The sequence below is a fragment of the Rhizobium rhizogenes NBRC 13257 genome (genome assembly GCF_000696095.1).
Taxonomy (GTDB): domain Bacteria; phylum Pseudomonadota; class Alphaproteobacteria; order Rhizobiales; family Rhizobiaceae; genus Rhizobium; species Rhizobium rhizogenes.
In genome coordinates, this window is record NZ_BAYX01000014.1 from 90,548 (window position 1) to 111,013 (window position 20,466).

At 60.8% G+C, this 20,466-nt stretch carries 20 protein-coding genes; 4 read left to right on the forward strand and 16 right to left on the reverse strand.

Annotated features, from left to right (window positions below; genetic code table 11):
* Position 1: 1 nt before the first annotated feature.
* Genes RRH01S_RS26970 through cysG form a run of 3 tightly spaced genes read right to left on the reverse strand, consistent with a single transcriptional unit; the run spans position 2 to position 3,450 of the window.
* A complete protein-coding gene (locus RRH01S_RS26970; protein ID WP_012651385.1) occupies positions 2-1,675 on the reverse strand; it encodes a nitrite/sulfite reductase in 1,674 nt (557 codons plus the stop codon).
* Positions 1,676-1,694: 19 nt separating this feature from the next.
* Complete coding sequence (locus tag RRH01S_RS26975; protein WP_007693487.1) at positions 1,695-2,009, reverse strand: DUF2849 domain-containing protein; 315 nt, start codon at positions 2,007-2,009, stop codon at positions 1,695-1,697.
* A gap of 4 nt (positions 2,010-2,013) precedes the next feature.
* A complete protein-coding gene (gene cysG / locus RRH01S_RS26980; protein ID WP_034518283.1) occupies positions 2,014-3,450 on the reverse strand; it encodes a siroheme synthase CysG in 1,437 nt (478 codons plus the stop codon).
* 295 nt (positions 3,451-3,745) lie between these two features.
* Here cysG and RRH01S_RS26985 point away from each other — a divergent pair, with 295 nt between their 5' ends.
* Both RRH01S_RS26985 and mazG read left to right on the forward strand, forming a co-directional pair.
* Complete coding sequence (locus RRH01S_RS26985) at positions 3,746-4,333, forward strand: nucleoside deaminase (RefSeq protein ID WP_042475556.1); 588 nt, start codon at positions 3,746-3,748, stop codon at positions 4,331-4,333.
* Between the two features lie 25 nt (positions 4,334-4,358).
* Positions 4,359-5,195 carry a nucleoside triphosphate pyrophosphohydrolase gene (gene mazG, locus RRH01S_RS26990; RefSeq protein WP_034518286.1) on the forward strand — a complete coding sequence of 279 codons (837 nt, stop codon included), beginning with the start codon at positions 4,359-4,361 and terminating at the stop codon, positions 5,193-5,195.
* Between the two features lie 20 nt (positions 5,196-5,215).
* On the opposite strand, the gene hflX is transcribed toward mazG, so the two are convergent.
* The 8 genes from hflX to dusB all read right to left on the reverse strand — a co-directional run bounded on the left by hflX (position 5,216) and on the right by dusB (position 15,456).
* On the reverse strand, positions 5,216-6,547 hold the full coding sequence (hflX, locus tag RRH01S_RS26995; RefSeq protein WP_034518289.1) for a GTPase HflX: 1,332 nt from the start codon (positions 6,545-6,547) through the stop codon (positions 5,216-5,218).
* A gap of 78 nt (positions 6,548-6,625) precedes the next feature.
* Positions 6,626-6,868, reverse strand: a complete 243-nt coding sequence (gene hfq, locus RRH01S_RS27000) for an RNA chaperone Hfq (RefSeq protein WP_007693481.1) — start codon at positions 6,866-6,868, stop codon at positions 6,626-6,628.
* Between the two features lie 107 nt (positions 6,869-6,975).
* Positions 6,976-7,839 (reverse strand): D-amino-acid transaminase, encoded by an 864-nt coding sequence (locus tag RRH01S_RS27005; protein ID WP_012651381.1) that lies wholly within the window; start codon positions 7,837-7,839, stop codon positions 6,976-6,978.
* A gap of 75 nt (positions 7,840-7,914) precedes the next feature.
* Positions 7,915-9,279: a nitrogen assimilation response regulator NtrX gene (gene ntrX / locus RRH01S_RS27010; RefSeq protein ID WP_007693479.1), complete on the reverse strand. Its 1,365-nt coding sequence runs from the start codon at positions 9,277-9,279 to the stop codon at positions 7,915-7,917.
* Positions 9,269-11,542, reverse strand: coding sequence for a sensor histidine kinase NtrY-like (locus RRH01S_RS27015; RefSeq protein ID WP_007693478.1), 2,274 nt, complete (start codon positions 11,540-11,542; stop codon positions 9,269-9,271). Before RRH01S_RS27015 ends, ntrX begins: the two co-directional genes overlap by 11 nt.
* A 283-nt stretch (positions 11,543-11,825) precedes the next feature.
* The gene (gene ntrC / locus RRH01S_RS27020) at positions 11,826-13,277 is read right to left on the reverse strand and encodes a nitrogen regulation protein NR(I) (RefSeq protein WP_007693477.1); all 1,452 of its coding nucleotides are present in this window, start codon (positions 13,275-13,277) and stop codon (positions 11,826-11,828) included.
* Positions 13,274-14,431, reverse strand: a complete 1,158-nt coding sequence (locus RRH01S_RS27025; RefSeq protein WP_007693476.1) for a two-component system sensor histidine kinase NtrB — start codon at positions 14,429-14,431, stop codon at positions 13,274-13,276. The genes ntrC and RRH01S_RS27025 overlap by 4 nt, the downstream gene beginning before the upstream one ends.
* The gene (gene dusB / locus RRH01S_RS27030) at positions 14,428-15,456 is read right to left on the reverse strand and encodes a tRNA dihydrouridine synthase DusB (protein WP_012651379.1); all 1,029 of its coding nucleotides are present in this window, start codon (positions 15,454-15,456) and stop codon (positions 14,428-14,430) included. The genes RRH01S_RS27025 and dusB overlap by 4 nt, the downstream gene beginning before the upstream one ends.
* A gap of 222 nt (positions 15,457-15,678) precedes the next feature.
* Here dusB and RRH01S_RS27035 point away from each other — a divergent pair, with 222 nt between their 5' ends.
* Both RRH01S_RS27035 and RRH01S_RS27040 read left to right on the forward strand, forming a co-directional pair.
* Complete coding sequence (locus RRH01S_RS27035) at positions 15,679-16,899, forward strand: bifunctional 2-C-methyl-D-erythritol 4-phosphate cytidylyltransferase/2-C-methyl-D-erythritol 2,4-cyclodiphosphate synthase (protein WP_012651378.1); 1,221 nt, start codon at positions 15,679-15,681, stop codon at positions 16,897-16,899.
* Positions 16,896-17,396, forward strand: coding sequence for a CinA family protein (locus RRH01S_RS27040; protein ID WP_012651377.1), 501 nt, complete (start codon positions 16,896-16,898; stop codon positions 17,394-17,396). The genes RRH01S_RS27035 and RRH01S_RS27040 overlap by 4 nt, the downstream gene beginning before the upstream one ends.
* Here the strand turns inward: RRH01S_RS27040 and RRH01S_RS27045 are convergent.
* From RRH01S_RS27045 to RRH01S_RS27065, 5 genes are all read right to left on the reverse strand, one after another.
* A complete protein-coding gene (locus RRH01S_RS27045; protein WP_041722509.1) occupies positions 17,387-17,830 on the reverse strand; it encodes a type II toxin-antitoxin system RatA family toxin in 444 nt (147 codons plus the stop codon). The two genes, RRH01S_RS27040 and RRH01S_RS27045, sit on opposite strands and share 10 nt — an antisense overlap.
* Before the next feature lie 9 nt (positions 17,831-17,839).
* Positions 17,840-18,406, reverse strand: coding sequence for a P-loop NTPase family protein (locus RRH01S_RS27050; protein ID WP_012651375.1), 567 nt, complete (start codon positions 18,404-18,406; stop codon positions 17,840-17,842).
* A 51-nt stretch (positions 18,407-18,457) separates the two neighbouring features.
* Entirely contained in the window at positions 18,458-19,042 is a 585-nt protein-coding gene (locus RRH01S_RS27055; RefSeq protein ID WP_041722506.1) for a P-loop NTPase family protein, read from the reverse strand.
* Between the two features lie 156 nt (positions 19,043-19,198).
* A complete protein-coding gene (gene lipA, locus RRH01S_RS27060; protein ID WP_012651373.1) occupies positions 19,199-20,170 on the reverse strand; it encodes a lipoyl synthase in 972 nt (323 codons plus the stop codon).
* Between the two features lie 36 nt (positions 20,171-20,206).
* On the reverse strand, positions 20,207-20,455 hold the full coding sequence (locus RRH01S_RS27065) for a GlsB/YeaQ/YmgE family stress response membrane protein (protein WP_007693461.1): 249 nt from the start codon (positions 20,453-20,455) through the stop codon (positions 20,207-20,209).
* Between the last annotated feature and the right edge of the window lie 11 nt (positions 20,456-20,466).

Sequence of the window (20,466 nt, forward strand, 5' to 3'; positions counted from 1 at the left end):
CTTACGCAGCTTCGGCCGAAGCCGAGCCGTAGAGCGCATCCTTGAAGGGCTGCGGCCCAACACGCCGATAGGCATCGAGGAAGATTTCGGAGGGATCGAGGCGCAAGCCCAGATAGGTGTCGACGATCGTCTCGATTGCGTCGGTCACCTTGTTCGGCTCGAAACCACGGCCGATGATTTCACCGATCGAGGTATGTTCGTCGCCGGAGCCGCCGAGCGTGATCTGATAGAGTTCCGCACCCTTCTTCTCGACGCCGAGCAGGCCGATATGGCCGACATGGTGATGTCCGCAAGCATTGATGCAGCCGGAAATCTTGATCTTCAGTTCGCCGATCTCCGCCTGACGCTCAGCCGAGCCGAAACGCGTGGAGATTTCCTGCGCGAGCGGGATCGAGCGGGCATTGGCGAGCGCGCAATAGTCGAGCCCGGGACAGGCAATGATATCCGTGATGAGACCGGCATTGGCGGTTTCAAGCCCGGCGGAAACGAGGCCGCGATAGACGGCTTCGAGATCGGCGAGCGCCACATGCGGCAGGATCAGGTTCTGTTCATGGCTGACGCGGATTTCGTCGAAGGCATATTCCTCGGCGATATCGGCAACGACATCCATCTGCGCATCCGAGGCATCGCCCGGAATACCGCCGATCGGCTTCAGCGAGATCGTCACCATGCCGTAATCGGGGTTCTTGTGCGGCTGCACGTTCTGCTGCACCCAGCGGGCGAAGTCCGGATCGGTCTTCTTCCAGCGAGCGAGGCTTTCCCAGCCTTCGGCGCGCTGTGGCAGTGCCGGCGGAGCGAAATAGGCCGAGATCGCCTGAACGTCAGCCTCGGGGAGCTTCAGCTCCGTGTCCTTCAGCTTGGCAAACTCGACCTCGACCTGACGGGCAAGCTCTTCGGCACCCGTTTCGTGCACGAGGATCTTGATGCGGGCCTTGTACTTGTTGTCGCGGCGGCCATGCAGATTGTACACGCGCATAACAGCGGTCGTGTAGGACAGCAGGTCCTCTTCCGGCAGGAAGTCGCGGATTAGCTTGGCGACCATCGGCGTACGCCCCTGCCCGCCGCCGACGTAGACGGCAAAGCCGATCTCACCCTTGTCGTTCTTCTTCAGATGCAGGCCGATATCGTGCACCTGGATCGCGGCGCGGTCACGCTCGGCGCCGGTGACGGCGATCTTGAACTTGCGCGGCAGGAAGGAGAATTCCGGATGGACCGAAGACCACTGACGCAGGATTTCAGCATAGGGACGCGGATCGGCGACTTCGTCAGCCGCAGCACCGGCGAAATGATCGGCGGTGACGTTGCGAATGCAATTGCCCGACGTCTGGATCGCATGCATTTCCACAGAGGCCAGTTCAGCGAGCACGTCCGGCATATCCGACAGCTTCGGCCAGTTGAACTGCAGGTTCTGACGGGTGGTGAAATGGCCGTAGCCACGGTCATAGGTGCGCGCGATATGGGCGAGCATACGCATCTGGCGCGAGCTCAGCGTGCCATAGGGAATGGCGATGCGCAGCATGTAGGCATGCAGCTGCAGATAGACGCCGTTCATCAGACGCAGCGGCTTGAACGCATCTTCCGCGAGTTCCCCCGAAAGGCGCCGCTGTACCTGATCGCGGAACTGGGCAACGCGTTCCGCGACAAAGGCGTGGTCAAATTCGTCGTAGCGATACATAAACTTCCTCGGGGCTTCCTCAGACTGCAATAAATTCAGGATCGGCCGCAGCATAGCCCGGCGCGTATTCCATGGTGGGACCTTCGGCGCGGATGCGCTCGCGCAGGCGCAGCGGCCAAAGCTTGCCGCCGGTTTCCTGAACTTCGATCAGGTTGACGTCGACAACCTTGTTATCGGCGTAAGCCTGCTTGCCGATCGCCTCGAGCGCGGCCTCGGCCTCGGCGTGACGCGCAACCAGCGACTCCTGCAGGGACGTTACCCACTCGCCATTGGCATTCAGCCAGACGGCGACGCCATCGGTCAGCCTATTAGCGGTCAGAACCTTGTCGACCATGGGATCAGCTCCTTGCAAATTCTTGAGCGGCGGCCTCCTGACGGACCAGCGGCTCGGACTGTTCGAAATTGGCACCAGCGACGGCTTCGCCGATGATGACCATGACCGGACCGCTCAACTCGTCGCGATGTTCCAGATCCGGCAGATCTTTCAATGTGCCGTGCATCAGGCGACGGTCGCGACGGCTGGCATTCTCGATGACGGCAACCGTGGTCTCGGGCGGAAGCCCGGCTTCCATCAGACGGCCGGCGACGGAAGCGGCAACCGTGCGGCCCATATAGACAGCGATGGTTGCACCCGAAATAGCAAGGCTTGCCCAATCCGGCAGAACGTCGCCGGTCAGGTCATGGCCCGTGGTGAAGACCAGCGACGAGGCAACACCGCGCAGTGTCAGCGGCAGTTCGAAATCAGCGGCGGCGGCGAAAGCCGAGGTAATGCCCGGAACGATCTCATAGGTAACGCCGGCGGCGCGCATCGCGGCCATTTCTTCGCCCGCCCGGCCATAGACCAGGGGATCGCCGGATTTCAGCCGCACGACACGCTTGCCGTCGCGGCCAAGCTGCACCAGCAGGTCGTTGATCTCTTCCTGAGATTTCGTATGGCAGCCCTTGCGCTTGCCGACCGAAAGGCGCTCGGCATCGCGGCGCCCCATGTCGACGATCGCCTGCGGCACGAGCGCGTCATACACAATGACGTCCGCTTCCATCATCACGCGCTGGGCACGCAGCGTCAGCAGGTCTTCAGCACCAGGACCGGCACCGACCAGCCAGACATGGCCTTCGACCTTGTGGGCCGAGTGCAGCAGGCTATTGGCGGCATGTTCGGCTTGCGGCAAGTGACCGGCACTGACGGCATCGGCAACAGGGCCTGAAAAGAAACGGCGCCAGAAGACGCGGCGGGCGACGCCGCGCGGCACCAGGCGCTCAACGGGCTTGCGGTAACGCGTCGCCAGTTCCGCAAGCTTGCCGAGCGAGGGCGACAGCATCTGGTCGATCTGCGCACGGATCATCTGCGCCAGCACAGGACCGGCGCCTTCGGTGCCGATGGCAACGGCGACTGGAGCGCGGTTGACGAGTGCCGGGGTATAGAAATCGCAATAGTCGGGCTGATCGACGGCGTTTGCCGGAATTCTCTCGACACGCGCCGCGTCAACGATCGCGCGATCGGCCTCCGCATCGCCAGTGGCGGCAAAAACCAGGGCAGCGCCCTTGACCTGATCCGGAGAGAAAGCGGTACGCACGGTTTCGATGCGATTGGCGATCAGGAAGGCATGATAGTCCGCTTCCGGCGCCGTGGCATAGGCAACGATCTTCGCCTGCGTGTTCATCAGAAGCCGCGCCTTGGCGAAAGCTTCATCACCATTACCGAAGACAGCCGTGATCCTTCCTTCCACGCGAAAGAAAGCTGGAAACACCGAGAGCTGGTCAGTCCTGGGAGGCATTATCGTTCCACTTCGAGATTGCCCGAATATCGCCTTTGCAGCCATAAGATTGAAGAAACAGAAATTCTAATGCCTCGGCAAGTCCGTATTCTTTTGCTCGACATCTCGCCGATTTGAGCAAAACTCACCAGAAGCCCCGACACAAGATAAATACAGGAAATCTATAGACTTTTAAGACTTTTCAGTACCGAAGATAGATTTATTGCCTGTGGCCAACAGTGTCTATACGTCATTTGCGCATTCCGCCACGCTGGCAATGCCGCTAAGCTAAGAGAAAATCCTCGGAGTACGACGCTTGTCCACAAACACCATTGCCACCCGCCTTCTCGATGTCATGGAACAGGATATCCTGCCACTGACGCAAAAAGGCGTTGCCGCCGGAAACAAGGTATTCGGCGCGGCGATCCTTCGCAAGTCGGACTTGTCGCTGGTGGTCGCTGAAACCAACAACGAGCTGGAAAATCCGCTCTGGCACGGCGAAGTGCATGCGCTGAAGCGTTTTTACGAGCTTGGCGACAGGCCGGCGACCAAGGACCTGATCTTCCTGTCGACCCATGAGCCCTGTACCATGTGCATGTCGGCGATCACCTGGGCCGGCTTCGACAACTTTTATTACTTCTTCAGCCATGAGGATTCCCGCGACGCTTTCGCGATTCCGCATGACTTGCTGATCTTGAAAGAGGTCTTTGGGCTGGAGCCCGGCGGCTATCGCCGGCAGAACGCCTTCTGGAACAGCTTTGCCATTGCCGATCTGGTCGAGACGGAAGAAGATCCGCTGAAGACGGCACTCAAGGAACAGACCGCACGTATCAAGGCCGCCTATACCGCGCTTTCCGATAGCTACCAGTCGTCCAAGGGCGACAACGACATTCCGCTGAATTGACCAAGGCCGGACCACAGAGATCCCAATGGAAGCATCACGAGACATATCCCGCCTGATCGAGATCATGGCGGCGCTGCGCAATCCTCAGACCGGCTGCCCCTGGGACATCGTCCAGACCTTCGAGACGATCAAGCCCTATACGATCGAGGAAGCCTATGAGGTTTCCGATGCAATCGAGCGCAAGGACATGGACGATCTCTGCGACGAACTCGGCGATCTTCTGCTGCAGGTGGTGTTCCACGCCCGCATGGCAGAGGAAGCCGGCGACTTCTCCTTTGGCGACGTCGTTGAAGCCATCACCCGCAAGATGATCCGCCGGCATCCGCATGTCTTCGCCGTTTCCGGCGCCGACACGCCCGATGCGGTGAAGCTGCAATGGGACGAGATCAAGGCCGAGGAGAAGCGTGAGCGCACAGAGCGCCGGGCAAAACGCGGCATCTCAGAGGATTTCAAGACGGGCTTCCTCGGCTCCGTACAGCGCTCATTCCCGGCTTTGACCGAGGCGCTGAAACTGCAGGAACGCGCCGCCAAGGTCGGCTTCGACTGGTCCGCGCCGGAGCCGATCCTCGACAAGATCGAAGAAGAGATCGATGAATTGCGGGTGGCGCTCGCGAGCGGCGACAAGGCCAAGGTCAGCGACGAACTCGGCGACCTCATCTTCGCGGTCGTCAATATCGGCCGGCATGTAAAAACGGACCCTGAGCAGGCTCTACGCGGCACCAATACGAAATTCCGCCGTCGCTTCAATCACATCGAGACGACGCTTGAGGCGGCAGGCGAAACGCTCGAAGGAGCCTCGCTGGAGCGGATGGAAGACATCTGGCAGGCGGCAAAGGCGATCGAAAGGCAGCTCGCCGAATAGGGCGCGACAACGCGCCTGCCCTATTCCCAATCCTCGCGCTGCGGCTTCGGACCGCGGCCTAGACGCCGCTCCAGTTCCGTCGCTTCCGTCTCGGTCAAACGAACTTCCAGCTTTACGGTGCCGTCCTCGTTATCCTCACGGCTATCGACGATGGCATGATTGTAGACCCAGGACAAAAGCGCCAGCTTGTCTAAGGGCAGCGTGATCGTCGTCTCTGTCAGGACACCGGAAAGCCGGCGACTGATTTCGTCCATCAGGCGATCGACACCCTCGCCGCTCATTGCCGATACGGCGATGACGTTTTCGGCGGTCGATGCCTTCTGGACGATGGCGTCATGCGCCTCCGGCTCCAGACGGTCGATCTTGTTCCAGACTTCGAGGATGCGCTCAGCCCCTTCCGCCTCGCCGATGCCGAGGTCGCCGAGGATCCGCATGACATCGGCGCTCTGCGCCTGATTGTCTTCGTCCGAGAGATCGCGGACATGCAGGATCAGGTCAGCTTCCAGCACCTCTTCCAGCGTGGCGCGGAAGGCGGCGACGAGATGGGTCGGCAGATCGGAAATGAAGCCGACGGTATCGGAGAGAATGACGGTACGGCCATGCGGCAGCTTCATGCGCCGCAGTGTCGGGTCGAGCGTTGCGAACAACATGTCCTCGGCAAGGACGCCGGCGCCGGTAATGCGATTGAACAGCGTCGACTTGCCGGCGTTGGTATAGCCCACCAGAGCCACGATCGGATGCGGCACCTTCCTGCGCTTGGCGCGGTGAAGCTGGCGGGTACGCACCACCTGCTCCAGCTCGCGTTCCAGCCGGATGATCCGCTCCTGCAACTGCCGCCGGTCGGCTTCGATCTGGGTTTCGCCGGGGCCGCCCATGAAGCCCGCGCCACCGCGCTGGCGCTCAAGGTGGGTCCAGCTTCGAACCAGCCGGCCCTTCTGATAGTTGAGATGCGCAAGTTCGACCTGCAGCGTGCCCTCCTTGGTGGAGGCGCGGCGACCGAAAATTTCGAGAATGAGGCCTGTGCGGTCGATGACCTTGGCGTTCCAGGCCTTTTCGAGATTGCGCTGCTGAACCGGCGTCAGCGGATGATCGACAATCACCAGACCAGCATTCAATTCATCGAGTAGCGCGAGGATTTCCTCGATCTTGCCGGTGCCGAGCAAGGTCGCCGGGCGCGGATCGTTGATCGGTACGATGGAGCCGTTGACGATATCAAGGTCGATCGCCTGCGCCAGGCCCTTGCCCTCTTCGAGGCGGCTCTCGGGTGTGCGCGACGTTGTCGCCGCACCATCCGCCTGTGCCGAGCGCGAACGCCCCTGCTTCAGCACAGGCACGATGACAACAGTCCGCATATCATCCCGATGCTTTATGGCTTCCGGGATGATGGAATCATTTTTGGTATCGCGTGTCGTGATAACGGCAAATCCTAGTTAGGATGCGACTTCTTCGCTCTCGAACATCTGCATCGGCTGACCCGGCATGATGGTCGAAATCGCGTGCTTGTAAACAAGCTGCGAATGACCATCTCGGCGCAACAGGACGCAGAAATTGTCGAAGGACGTAACAACGCCCGTGAGCTTCACGCCATTGATCAAGAAGATTGTGAGTGAAATCTTTTGCTTGCGAACAGTATTGAGAAACAAGTCCTGCAAGTTCTGAGAACGTTCCGCCATCGCGCCGATTCTTTCTTTTTTGCCGACCTAAGCCGGTGCAATATCAAGATATATTGAGGTCTCGGACAGGAGATACCCTCAATCTCTCCCGCCATCGATTGTTGGTATCAAATCGCAGTCTTTTCCGCAACGTCGAAAAAGGCTTCACGAATTTTCTCGGAAACGCTGCCCGGATGGCCATTCGCAATCGCCTCACCATCGATGGCAATCACAGGAAAACAAATACTTGTGGCCGCCGTGATGAACACTTCCCGGGCCGCCATCATCTCCTCGACGGAGAAGAAACGCTCGACGATGGTAAGCCCGAGCTTGGCCGCAACCTCCATCAACGTCGTGCGCGTGATGCCGCGCAGAATGCCATGTTCGGCCGGGCGCGTGACCAAATTACCGTCGGGATCGACGATCCAGACATTGGTCGCGGCACCTTCCTTCACCATGCTGTTGTGATCGATGTAGATTGCCTCCTGCGCGCCGGCCTCCTTGGCCTGCTGGCGTGCCAGCGCATTCGGCAAAAGCCCGACCGACTTGATATCAACCCGGTCCCAGCGATTGTCACGCACCGTAATCGCCTTGATGCCGTTGGCATTTTTTCTGGCGATGACGGCGGGATCGGTGCTCTTGGCGGTGACGACGATCGAGGACGGCGTGCCTTCCGGCGGGAAGACATGGTCGCGCCGAGCGACGCCGCGCGTTACCTGCAGATAGAACAGGCCGTTGCGGACGTGATTGCGGCGAAGTGTTTCGCGAATCACATGGATCAGTGCCGCACGGCCCATCGGCCAGGCGATCCGCAACTCCCCGAGCGAACGGTTGAGACGGTCGAGGTGCCGAGTCAAATCGACAATCAACCCATGACGAACTTCGCAGACCTCGTAGACGCCATCGGCAAACTGATAGCCGCGGTCCTCGACGTGAACCATGGCGTCGCTGTGCTTGACGTAACGACCATTCACATAAGCTATTCTCGGCATGACGGACCTTGATCAGAACTTCACGAGACTACGGGCAAATCCGTGCGACAGATTGCTGCAGCCACACGAACGACATCAGACACCGAGCGACTTCAGCTTGCGGTGCAGCGCCGAGCGCTCCATGCCGACAAACTCCGCCGTGCGCGAGATATTGCCGCCGAAGCGATTGATCTGCGCGATCAGATAGTCGCGCTCGAACATTTCGCGGGCTTCGCGCAGCGGCAGCGTCATGATGTGATAGTCGTTTTTGGCGGAGACCTTCGGCAGCATGTCGCCAAGATCGGTCGGCAGCATTTCCGCCGTGATCGGCGTATCCGGGCCATCGGTACGCGCGAGAATCATTAGCCGTTCGATGTTGTTGCGCAGCTGGCGGATATTGCCCGGCCAATCATGCGCCTGCAGCACCGCCATGGCGTCATCGCCGATCCGGCGCGATCGAATGCCGGCCTGCTCCGAAATCTGCCGCATCAGCTGGTCGACGAGGAAAGGAATGTCCTCCCGCCGCTCGGCAAGCGCCGGCACGCGCACGGGCACCACGGCAAGCCGGTGATAGAGATCCTCGCGGAACAGGCTTTCGGCAATCCGGCTCTCGAGATTGTAGGCGGTGGACGAGATAATGCGGACATCGACCTTGACCCGCTTGGAGCCGCCGACGCGCTCGAACTGCTGATCGACCAGCACGCGCAGGATCTTGTTCTGCGTCTCGCGCGGCATTTCGCCGACTTCATCGAGATAGAGGATGCCACGATGCGACTCTTCCAGCGCGCCGATCTTGCGCGGCTGGCCGGGCGAACCCTCGGTGCCGAACAGGGCAACTTCCATCCGCTCGGGCGTGATCGTCGCGGCATTCAGGGCAACGAAAGGCCCATTGGCACGCGCCGACTTCTTATGGATCATACGCGCCACAAGCTCCTTGCCGGAACCGGAAGGGCCGAAGATCATCACGCGGCTATTGGTCGGCGAAACCTTGTCGATGGTCTGGCGGAGCTGCGAGACGGCAACAGAGGTGCCGATCAGCTCTATGGCATCGCCGGTGCGACGCTTCAGCTCCGAAACCTCGCGCTTCAGCTTGGAATTTTCCAAAGCGCGCTCGGCGATCAAAATCAGTCGGTCGGCCTTGAACGGCTTCTCGATAAAATCGAAGGCGCCGCGCTTGATGGCGGAGACAGCGGTTTCGACGTTGCCGTGACCGGAGATCATCACGACCGGCAGATCGGGATGGCGCGCCTTGATCTCGTCCAGCAGCGCAAGCCCGTCGAGCTTGCTGCCCTGCATCCAGATGTCGAGGAAGATCAGCCGCGGCGCACGATCGGAGATCGCCGCCAGCGCGCTGTCGCTGTCATGGGCGGTGCGGGTCTCATGCCCTTCATCCGAAAGAATTCCCGAAACGATTTCGCGAATGTCTTCCTCATCGTCCACCACGAGAATATCAGATGCCATAAACGCTTTCCTTGTCACTTGCTGTCTGGGCGACGATGGCTTGCTCACGGCGCGGCAGATGCACGCGGATCATGGCCCCCCTGCCCTGGTCGAAATCGGCGGGAGCATCGTGCAGTTCGAGCTGCCCGCCATGGTCTTCAATGATCTTCTTGACGATCGCGAGCCCAAGGCCCGTGCCCTTCTCGCGCATCGTCATATAGGGTTCGAGAATGCTGTGCCGGTTCTCGACCGGCAGGCCGCGACCATTGTCGACGACATCGACCGTAAAGCGGTCGCGTTCGGTGTCCAGCGACGCGCGCACGAGAATTTTCGGCTCCTCGCGGGTCTCGCCACTCGGCACGCCATCAATCGCCTCGACAGCATTCTTGATAAGATTGCCGAAGGCCTGACCGAGCATACGCGTGTCGAACATGCCCTCCAGCCGCTCGTCGCCAAGCTCGCGCTCGAACTTGACATGGCTGTTGCCCATTTCGCGCAGGAACACCGCGTCGCGCAGGATATCGCGGAGATCACTCGGCTCCATGGTCGGCTTCGGCATCCGGGCAAAAGACGAGAATTCATCGACCATCCGGCCGATGTCGCCGACCTGCCGGATGATCGTGTCGGTGCATTGATCGAAAACGGGGCGGTCGGCCTCGGCGATATTCTTGCCGAAACGACGGCGGATGCGCTCGGCGGAAAGCTGGATCGGCGTCAGCGGGTTCTTGATCTCATGCGCGATACGGCGGGCGACGTCGGCCCAGGCGGTCGAACGCTGGGCGATGACGAGATCGGTGATGTCGTCGAGGGTGATGACGTAGGACTCGTTCGTATCGCGCGTTTCTTCGCGCGTCACCTGAACGCTGAGCGTCCGTACCGTGCCGCCGCGCACGAGGCTAATCTGCTTGCGGAAATCATTGCGATGCCGCGAGGTGGCTTCGGTCACGACCTGCTCGACCTCCGGGGCAATCTCGGCGAGGTTCTTGCCGACAAGTTCGTCGCTCTTCAGGGACAGAAGCTCTTCGGCCGACGTATTGGCGATGGTGATCCGCCTGTCGTGTTCGACGCCGATCACAGCGGCCGTCACGCCGGAAAGCACCGCTTCGATGAAGCGGCGGCGGTCATCCACCTCGTCCTTGGCTTCGAGGATCTCGTCGCGCTGGGTGCGGATCTCGGAAATCATCTTGTTGAAAGTGCGCGACAGGCTGCCGACGTCGCCATCGGCGGCGCGCACCGGCACCAGCACGTTCATATTGCCGGAAGCGACGTTGTCGGCGGCGCTGATCAAAAGCCGGATCGGCCGCACGATGCGGTCGGCCACCGCGATTGCGGTCCAGATCGCTGCCAGAAGCACGATCAGGGCAAAACCGATGTAAAGCACTGCAAAGGCGATCTGCAGGGACATGCGTCCCTGTTCCATCGCCTTGTATTCGGCCGTGTTGTCCTCGACCATACGCATGGCGTTCATGACGCGCGGATCGACGGCCCGAACCGTATAGAGGAAAGCGCCGGGAAGATCGTCGAGCTTGATGATCGCGCCGACTAGGTTGGTAACGCCGGGCGGGATAAGCGTCGGCTGGCCATCGGCGGAGGCGTCGAGCGCGTCCTTGGGGATCGCCGGCAGCGGACGCTCGGTCTTGATATCGGCCTGGACGATCGCCGTGCCGTCGCGACGCACTAGGAAGGCGCCCAGCAGGCCGCGGCCCTTGGCCTGCCTCGTCATGAGATCGGCGAAACCGGTGCGGTCGAGACTGTAGAGCGAGCGGTTGCGTTCCAGATCGTTCGCCATGGATACGGTCTGGCCCTGCAGATAGCTGGCATTCTCCATCAAATAGGCCTGCGCGACGTTCTGCGAGGAGCTGATGATCTGCTGCGTGCGCAATGCGAACCAGCGGTCGAGGCCGACATTCAGCGTCAGGCTGGCGACGATGGCCACGAGGATCGCGGGCGTAATCGCCACGATGGAAAAGAGAACGACAATGCGGATATGCAGGCGTGCGGCGGCGCGGCCACGGCTGCGCGCCTTTACGAGACGCGCGACCTCGCGCCCGATCAGCGCAATCAGCCCCAGAACGAACAGGCCGTTGATCACGACGGAGGTAAAGACGACCGAGGATGTGGGGGCAATGGGCGTCAGCCCCAGAAGCACCAGAAGCGTGGCAATCGCACACGACAACGCGCCACCGGCCAGGATCAGGCCAGGAAGAGCGAAGGACGCACGACGGTCCGTCACCTTGACAACCGCCTCGTCGCTCGCCGCCGACGACACCGCGTCCTGCTTCATTCCCAATATCTCCAGGCACAGGCGACGGTCGGCGCCTTGGCCTAATTGCAATCAGCACTGTTTTGGCGGCAGAGCGCAGCAGGTAAGGGCGGCATTGCCACCCGGTTTCGCATCAACGCGAAACCCCTGCTTAAAATTATTGATACAACGGCCTGAAACTTCTGAACAAATTCTACTTGCGCAGGAGTCTTGCCGATGAATCGCTACCGCAAAAACCGCGAACCGGCTGCGTGACCTTTAAGCAACGCATTGTGGCGAAAATGCAACGCATCCGATCACATTGTCAAGCCGTGCGGGAGCTGCGATAGACGGAAACACCCAGTTCTCTGATCTTTTTGCGCAACGTATTGCGATTGAGGCCAAGCAGATCGGCGGCCTTGATCTGATTGCCACGAGTGGCCGTCAGCGCCGCGAGGATCAGCGGGTACTCCATTTCGGTCAGCACGCGGTCGTAGAGACCGGGCGGAGGCAAATTGTCGCCGAAGCTGGAGAAATAGCTGCGCATATTCTCCTCCACCGCCTGGGCGATGGTCATGGTGCCGGTCCGCACCGGCCCCTTCTCGATCGGGCTATCCGGCACATCGGCGCGCAATTCCGAATCGATGATCTCGCGGGTGATGACATCCTGCGGATAGAGCGCCATCAGGCGGCGGATGAGGTTTTCGAGTTCGCGCACGTTGCCCGGCCACGGGTAGGCCTTCATCAACTCAAGCGCTTCCTGGTCGAATCGCTTGGAGCCAAGCCCTTCCTTTTCCGCCTGCGTGATGAAATGGCGGACGAGATCGGGGATATCCTCGGCGCGGTCGCGCAGCGGCGGCAGACGCAGCGGCACGACGTTGAGGCGGTAATAGAGATCCTCGCGGAACAGGCCCTGATTGATCGCCTGCTTCAGATCCTTGTTGGTGGCGGCAACGATGCGAACGTCGGTGCGGATCGGCGTACGGCCGCCGACCGTCGTATATTCGCCCTGCTGCAGGACGCGCAGAAGGCGTGTCTGGGCATCCATCGGCATGTCGCCGATTTCGTCGAGAAACAGCGTGCCGCCCTCGGCCTGTTCGAAACGGCCGGTCGAGCGTGTCTGCGCGCCGGTGAAGGCGCCCTTCTCGTGGCCGAACAATTCCGATTCGATCAGGTCGCGCGGGATCGCGGCCATATTGATGGCGACGAAAGGACCGTTGCGGCGCTTGCCGTAGTCGTGCAGCGCGCGGGCGACGAGCTCCTTGCCGGTACCGGATTCGCCGGTGATCATCAGCGTCAGGTCGGTCTGCATCAGACGCGCCAGCACACGATAGATTTCCTGCATCGCGGCAGAGCGACCGACCAGTGGCATGCCGTCCTGCATGTCGTCATCGAGCTTGGCGGGCTTGCGCTTAGGCTCCGACAAAGCGCGGCCGATGATAGCGATCAGCTCCGTCAGGTCGAACGGCTTCGGCAGATAGTCGTAGGCACCCTTTTCCGAGGCCTTGATCGCCGTCATGAAGGTGTTTTGCGCGCTCATGACCAGGACAGGCAGTTCCGGCCGCGCCTTCTTGATGCGCGGCAGAAGGTCGAAGGCGTTTTCATCCGGCATGACGACGTCGGTTACAACGAGGTCGCCTTCGCCGGCGGAAACCCAACGCCAGAGCGTCGCGGCGTTGGAGGTGATGCGTACATCGTAACCGGCGCGGCTCAAAGCCTGATTAAGCACGGTACGGATGGCTGCATCGTCGTCGGCGACAAGGATCGTGGCTGTCATCGAGTAGTCCCTGTAGAGTTCGGAAAGGGGGCGTCTTCAAGAGTGATGCCTTTGGAGGCCGGCATCAGAACCCGGAAAGTGGTGCGATGGTTCTGGCTGTCGCATTCGACAATGCCACCATGATCACCGATGATCTTGGCCACAAGCGCCAGGCCAAGGCCGGTTCCGTTCGTCTTCGTGGTGATGAACGGGTCGAATAGATGCGGTACGAGATCGGTCGGCACACCTGGGCCGTTGTCGATCACGCAGAACTCCAGCGGCAGCGAGATTTTTTCGCGCGTACCGGCGACGGAAAGGCGAATACCCGGGCGATAGGCGGTCGTCAGCATGATCTCGCCATCCGGCTTATCGCCGATGGCTTCGGCGGCATTCTTCACCAGATTGAGGAAGATCTGCACCAGCTGGTCCCTGTTGGCATAGACCGCCGGCAAGGATGGGTCGTAGTTTTCGCTGAACTTGATGTTGCGTGCAAAGCCGGCCTTGGCAACCGCCTTCACATGATCGAGCACGGAATGGATATTGACCGGGACGCGATCGATCGGACGCTCGTCGGAAAAGACCTCCATGCGGTCGACCAGCGAAACGATACGGTCGGTTTCGTCGCAGATCAGCCGCGTCAGCGCGCGATCGTCATCCTCCACAGACTGCTCCAGCAACTGGGCGGCACCGCGAATGCCGGAGAGCGGGTTCTTGATCTCATGCGCCAGCATCGAGGCAAGGCCGGTGACCGAGCGAGCGGCGGCGCGGTGCGTCAGCTGCCGGTCGATCTTGTCGGCCATGGAGCGCTCCTGGAAAACGACCACCACGGAGCCGGGATCGCTCGACACGGGCGCGACGTAGATATCCACCAGCTTGTCCTGGCCAAGGCGTGGCGAGCTCAGATCGACGCGATATTCATTCACCGGCGCGCGGCGTTCGCGCACCTGATCGATCAGCGCCAATAACGGGCTGCCGAAGGGAATGAAGGCGGAAATCTCATAGCGCGCCAGATGCGAAGCGCTGGCGCCGAAGAAGGCCTCGGCCTCCCAGTTGGCAAACGCAATCAGGCCGGCCTCGTTGACCATGACGACCGGATTCTGGATCGCGTTGAGAACCGCCATGGCCACGGCGCCACCCGTATGCTCGGCACCGCCGGAATTGGATTTCGAGCTCATGCGGCCTCCTGGAGGCTTCGGGCGAGATCGGACCCGGCCTGTAGCGCCGCATGCAACAAGGCGGCCGCCTCTTGGCTGTCTTTCGAAGTCATGATTCTTGCCTTTTCAGCACCATTGATGGTGGGAGCGTAACGGTCCAGATACCAGCCGAGATGTTTGCGGGCATGACGAATGCCGACGGCCTCGCCATAAAAATCCAGCATCATCCGGTAGTGTTCGAGGGCGATGTCGGCGATCTCACCACGATCCGGCTCGCGATGACCGGCAAGCACGCCCGCATGCCACGGCCGCCCCTGACAGCCGCGCCCGACCATGACCGCGTCGGCACCTGAACGGCGAAGTATTTCGCTCGCGTCTTCCGGCGTATCGACATCGCCATTGGCAACGAGCGGAATGGAAATGACATCGCGCACGGCGCGGATCGCATCCCAATCCGCCCTGCCCTCGTAAAACTGCATCCGCGTGCGGCCGTGGATCGTCACCAGCTGGATGCCGGCCTCCTCGGCGCGGCGCGCGATATGCGGCGCGTTGATGGAATTTTCGTCCCAGCCGAGCCGCATCTTCAGCGTCACAGGGACATCGACCGCCTTGACGGTCGCCTCGATCAGGCCCAGCGCGTGATCCGGATCGCGCATCAAAGCCGAGCCGGAATAACCGCCGATCACCTTCTTGGCGGGACATCCCATGTTGATGTCGATGATATCAGCGCCATTGTCGGCGGCGATCTTTGCCGCTTCCGCCATCCAATACGCCTCGCGTCCGGCAAGCTGCACCATATGCGGCTTCAGCCCGGCACTCTTCAGACGCGCCCAGGATTCGGCCGTGTCCTGCACCAGCTCGCGGCTTGCGACCATCTCGGTCACGACAAGGCCGGCCCCATAGCGCAGAGCCAATTGCCGGAACGGCAAATCGGTTACGCCCGACATCGGCGCGAGGATCACGCGATTGCGGATGGGCACCGGGCCAATGGAAAATGGGGCTGCAAGCTCGGACGGAAGCAAATGATTATCTTTCAGGCACACCATGCATCTGCACTATTTTTAGACAGTCTTGAGAGGCTTGCCAAGAGGTTTCGGAGAATGCCGATATTTTTTGGGCAAATGCTGGAAAATACCCATTCGAGGCGGTAGACCCTGCTGTAGTAAGATCCTGCTTTGGCGATCTTCTTAGCATGATCTTGTCCAGAAAACCGCTTCGCACTTTTTTGGGGATCATGCTGGAGCGGAGCCTTTCATCCCCGGGGGTTTATGACGCAAATGCACTCAACGCAACCGATGTCGATCGGAATCGTGATCGTTGCTGCCGGGCGCGGTGAGCGGGCGGGATCGCCCGAGGAAGGCCCGAAGCAGTATCGCGCGATCGGCGGCAGGCCGGTTATTGCGCATACGCTTGAAAAATTCGTGACATGGCCGCAGACGACGAAGATCGTAATCGTCATTCACCGCGACGACGAGAAATTGCTGCGCTCGGCGCAGGAGACGATTGTCGATTCGTCCGGTGTCGAGATCGCATTCGGCGGCACCACGCGCCAGCAATCGGTGCTTGCGGGGGTGCGGCAGCTGGAAAAGACCGGAGTCAGCCATGTCATGATCCACGACGCCGTGCGCCCCTTCTTCGATCACGATCTGCTCGATCGTGTCGCTGCGGCGCTTGCCGCCGGAGCGCCCGCCGTGCTGCCGGCCATGCCGGTGACGGATACGCTGAAGCGAGCGGACACTGACGCGCTGGTAACGGAAACCGTGCCACGCGCCGGGCTCTATGCCGCACAGACACCGCAGTCGTTCCGGCTGGCCGATATTCTGGCTGCGCATGAAAAGGCTGCCGCAGATAACAAGACGGATTTCACCGACGATGCGGCGATTGCCGAATGGGCCGGCCTGCCTGTGACGCTGGTTGCCGGCAGCGCGGACAATGTCAAACTGACAATCAAGAGGGATATCGCCATGGCCGATGAAAAGCTTTCCGCCGGCCTGCTGCCGGATGTTCGTACCGGCAACGGCTACGACGTCCACCAGCTCGAACCGGGCGACGGCGTGACGCTCTGCGGCGTCTTCATTCCGCATGACCAGACGCTCAAGGGCCATTCCGACGCCGATGTCGCGCTGCATGCGCTGACCGACGCCCTGCTCGCCACTTGCGGCGCCGGCGATATCGGCGATCATTTCCCGCCCTCCGATCCGCAATGGAGGGGCGCGCCGTCGCGTATCTTCATCGAGCATGCAGCAAGGATCGTTCGTGATCACGGCGGCACGATCATGAATGCCGATGTCTCGCTGATCGCCGAAGCGCCGAAGGTCGGCCCGCATCGCGAAGCCATGCGCGCCAAGCTCTCGGAGTTTTTGGGGATCAGCCTTGAGCGCTGCTCGGTGAAGGCAACCACCAACGAACAGATCGGCTTCGTCGGCCGGCGCGAAGGCATTGCCGCCATCGCCACGGCAACGGTCGTCTATCGCGGCGGCAGACCATGAGCCATTTCCCGGATGACATTCTGGCGCTTGCGCGCGGCATCATCAGCGACTTCGCAGCAAAAGGCCGGATGATCGCCACGGCGGAATCCTGCACCGGCGGGCTGATTGCTGGCGCCCTGACGGACATTCCGGGCTCGTCGGCGGTCGTCGACCGTGGCTTCGTCACCTATACGAACACGGCGAAGATGGAGATGCTTGGCGTTCAGGAGCAGACGCTTGCGCAGTTCGGTGCCGTTTCGAAAGAGACGGCGCTGCAGATGGTGCATGGCGCCCTCTTCCGTTCGCATGCCGATCTGGCCGTCGCCGTGACCGGCATCGCCGGGCCGGGCGGCGGATCGGCGGACAAGCCGGTCGGCTTGGTTCACCTTGCCGCCAAGGCACGAACGGGCGGCCTTATCCATCGCGAGATGCGTTACGGCGATATCGGCCGCGACAAGGTTCGTCTTGCTACCGTGCGGACGGCGCTGGACATGCTGATCGCGCTGGATCAGGCGTAGATCTTGCCGGCACGCGTCTCGAAGGCATCCGTGAACATGCGGAAGGCGCGGTCGAACATCGAGCCCATCAGGGCGCCGAGAATGCGGCTCTTGAACTCATAGTCGATGAAGAAATCGATGACGCTGCCGTTATCAGTCGGCTGGAAACGCCAGCGATTGTCGAGGTATTTGAACGGCCCGTCGATATATTTCACATCGATCGCCCGCTCCGCCTTGTTGAGCAGCACCTGTGTCGTGAAGGTTTCGCGGATCGCCTTGTAGCCGACGGTCATATCGGCCACCAGCAGGACCTTGCCGTCCCGCTCCTTGCGATTGCGGATCACCAGCGCATCGCAGAGCGGCAGAAATTCCGGATAGCGCTCGACATCGGCGACGAGGTCGAACATCTGGTCAGGCGTGTGTGGGACGGGGCGGTGCGTTTCAAACTGTGGCATGAGCCGCAATTAAGCAGGACGGTCGAGAAGATCAAGAAGCTGACGCATTTCGCCGCGGGATTTTAGCTGGAAAACAGGGATGTCAGGGCCATGTTGAGCAAGGCCCGCCAGTACTTTTGGCGCAAATTTGCGTTCCCAATCCCAGATGTAGCGCAGGAATTCCCTATCGATGCGCTCGCGGCAACCCGGCGCCATGTCCGGACGGGACCGCCCCAACCATCGCACCGCTCTCGACAGAGCGCCCCACATGCACAACCAGCGCGGCATCCGCACCCAAAGAACAAGCTCTGTGCGCGGCAATCTCAGATCAAAGCTTGATGGTGCTGTTCCATCGATCAACCAGCACTCCTCGGCAACCTTTGCCGCGATCAGAGCACGCTCCTCCGCCTTGTCTCTCTTTACCCAGCCCGGCAGCCAGAAAAACTCGCGATCCATCGAGACGTAGGGCAGATTCGTGCGTGCGCAGATCTTCCGCGAAAGGGTCGTCTTTCCACCGCCTGAGCAGCCCATGACTAGGATGCGATCGGTAGCCTTAAGGCGGATGACAGTTTCGGCTATGCTGTTTAATTCCTTCACGTTTCACCTCTCAAAACCAGCCGCTTGCATCGCTGTGAAGTCCGGTTTCAGTCAATCGAGAAGATCAAGCAACGCGCGCATCTGCCGGCGGCTCGTCAGTTGAAGAATTGGGACGTCTGGGCCGTGCTCGGCAAGGCCTGCTAGGACGCGCGGCGTAAATTTCTCCTCGAAGGTCCAGATGAATTGCAGAAACTCCCAGTCGACCTTCTCGGGGCAACCAGGCGCCATTTCCGGACGCGTACGGCCGACCCATTTGAGCCACCGCGATAAAGCTCCCCAGATACAAAGCAGGCGCGGCATGCGGACCCAGATGACGATGTCCGTGCGTGGCAGGCGAATATCGAACGTCGACGGATTCGTGCCGTCCATGATCCAGCGCGCTCCCAGGATCTTTTCAGCGATGATTTTCCTCTGCTCCATCTTGTCGCGCTGCTTCCAGCCAGGAAGCCAAAGGACGTCGCGATCGATGGAGACATAGGAAAGGCCGAACCGCTTGCCGATCTTCTGCGACAAGGTCGACTTGCCGCCACCGGAACAACCGATAACGAGGACGCGTTTGGCACTCTTGAGGATGGATGCCGCTGTCTCGATGTCGACAACATAGGGCGGTGCTTGCGGCGCGACGATCTGCTCCACGGTCCAACTCCACATTGAATCTTGACTGGCCCAATACCAGCAACAAGCGGCGGGACGCGTCCTGTAGACCGCACAGATGATGATCTGATGACGGCGCAAACAAAAACCGCGGCAAGATCGCCGCGGTTCGTTAAAAAGGCAAGAGCTTATGAAGGCCTACTCGGCGGCGAGCAGAATCTTCTTCTCCCGAGCCGCCCGCAGCCGGGCGAAATCGTCGCCGGCGTGATGGGACGAGCGCGTCAGCGGGCTGGAGGCTACCATCAGGAAGCCCTTGGTGTAGGCAACCGTCTCATAGGACTTGAATTCCTCAGGGGTGACGAAGCTCATGACCTGATGGTGCTTGCGGGTCGGCTGCAGATACTGGCCGATGGTCAGGAAGTCGACATCGGCGGTCCGCAGGTCGTCCATCAGCTGCAGCACTTCGTTGCGCTCTTCGCCAAGACCAACCATGATGCCGGACTTGGTGAACATGGTCGGATCGAGTTCCTTGACCCGCTGCAAAAGCCGGACCGAGTGGAAGTAACGCGCGCCGGGACGCACCGTCAGGTAGTTTCCGGGCACCGTTTCCATATTGTGGTTGAAGACGTCGGGCTTGGCGGCCACGACGCGCTCCAGAGCGCCGGGCTTCTTCAGGAAGTCGGGCGTCAGGATTTCAATCGTCGTCATCGGTGAAGCGGCTCGGATCGCCCAGATCACCTTTTCGAAGTGCTCGGCACCGCCATCCGCCAGATCGTCACGGTCGACGGAGGTGATGACGACGTGGCTGAGGCCCATTTCCTTGACGGCCTTGGCGATATTTTCAGGCTCGGCCATATCGAGCGCATTCGGCTTGCCTGTCGCGACATTGCAGAAGGCGCAGGCGCGCGTACAGATCTCGCCCATGATCATGAAGGTGGCGTGCTTCTTCTCCCAGCACTCGCCGATATTCGGGCAGCCGGCCTCCTCGCAGACCGTGACGAGCTTGTGCTCCTTCACGATCGAGCGTGTCTCGGCATAGCCCTTCGATGTCGGCGCCTTGACTCGGATCCAGTCGGGCTTGCGCAGAACTTCCGTGTCCGGCCGATGTGCCTTTTCCGGATGCCTTACGCGCTTTGCGTCTGGATTGATCCTGTCGAGAATCGTGACCATGAAACGTCTACTTTCCGCCGCTTGCCCGCGGCCTCTTCATCGCCGGGCGAATTTGGCGAGGAATATCAGAATGCATGCACCAATGAAACCGGTGACGAAAAAACCAAACCTGCCGCCGGGTACGCCGACGTGCAGCCCCGCGAGAATGGCGGCTGCGACCACCGAGCCGGCAATGCCGAGGACGATGTTGAGAATGACGCCATAGCGCACCTCCATCAGCTTACCCGCGAGCCAGCCCGCAAGACCACCGATGATAACCAACCCCAACCAGCCTGTACTTTCCATCGAATCCCTGC

Coding starts and splice junctions, on each gene's coding strand:
- RRH01S_RS26970 (WP_012651385.1), bottom strand. CDS start 1,675: ATGTATCGCTACGACGAATTTGACCACGCCTTTGTCGCGGAACGCGTT.
- RRH01S_RS26975 (WP_007693487.1), bottom strand. CDS start 2,009: ATGGTCGACAAGGTTCTGACCGCTAATAGGCTGACCGATGGCGTCGCC.
- cysG (WP_034518283.1), bottom strand. CDS start 3,450: ATGCCTCCCAGGACTGACCAGCTCTCGGTGTTTCCAGCTTTCTTTCGC.
- mazG (WP_034518286.1), top strand. CDS start 4,359: ATGGAAGCATCACGAGACATATCCCGCCTGATCGAGATCATGGCGGCG.
- hflX (WP_034518289.1), bottom strand. CDS start 6,547: ATGCGGACTGTTGTCATCGTGCCTGTGCTGAAGCAGGGGCGTTCGCGC.
- hfq (WP_007693481.1), bottom strand. CDS start 6,868: ATGGCGGAACGTTCTCAGAACTTGCAGGACTTGTTTCTCAATACTGTT.
- RRH01S_RS27005 (WP_012651381.1), bottom strand. CDS start 7,839: ATGCCGAGAATAGCTTATGTGAATGGTCGTTACGTCAAGCACAGCGAC.
- ntrX (WP_007693479.1), bottom strand. CDS start 9,279: ATGGCATCTGATATTCTCGTGGTGGACGATGAGGAAGACATTCGCGAA.
- RRH01S_RS27015 (WP_007693478.1), bottom strand. CDS start 11,542: ATGAAGCAGGACGCGGTGTCGTCGGCGGCGAGCGACGAGGCGGTTGTC.
- ntrC (WP_007693477.1), bottom strand. CDS start 13,277: ATGACAGCCACGATCCTTGTCGCCGACGACGATGCAGCCATCCGTACC.
- RRH01S_RS27025 (WP_007693476.1), bottom strand. CDS start 14,431: ATGAGCTCGAAATCCAATTCCGGCGGTGCCGAGCATACGGGTGGCGCC.
- dusB (WP_012651379.1), bottom strand. CDS start 15,456: ATGGTGTGCCTGAAAGATAATCATTTGCTTCCGTCCGAGCTTGCAGCC.
- RRH01S_RS27035 (WP_012651378.1), top strand. CDS start 15,679: ATGACGCAAATGCACTCAACGCAACCGATGTCGATCGGAATCGTGATC.
- RRH01S_RS27040 (WP_012651377.1), top strand. CDS start 16,896: ATGAGCCATTTCCCGGATGACATTCTGGCGCTTGCGCGCGGCATCATC.
- RRH01S_RS27045 (WP_041722509.1), bottom strand. CDS start 17,830: ATGCCACAGTTTGAAACGCACCGCCCCGTCCCACACACGCCTGACCAG.
- lipA (WP_012651373.1), bottom strand. CDS start 20,170: ATGGTCACGATTCTCGACAGGATCAATCCAGACGCAAAGCGCGTAAGG.
- RRH01S_RS27065 (WP_007693461.1), bottom strand. CDS start 20,455: ATGGAAAGTACAGGCTGGTTGGGGTTGGTTATCATCGGTGGTCTTGCG.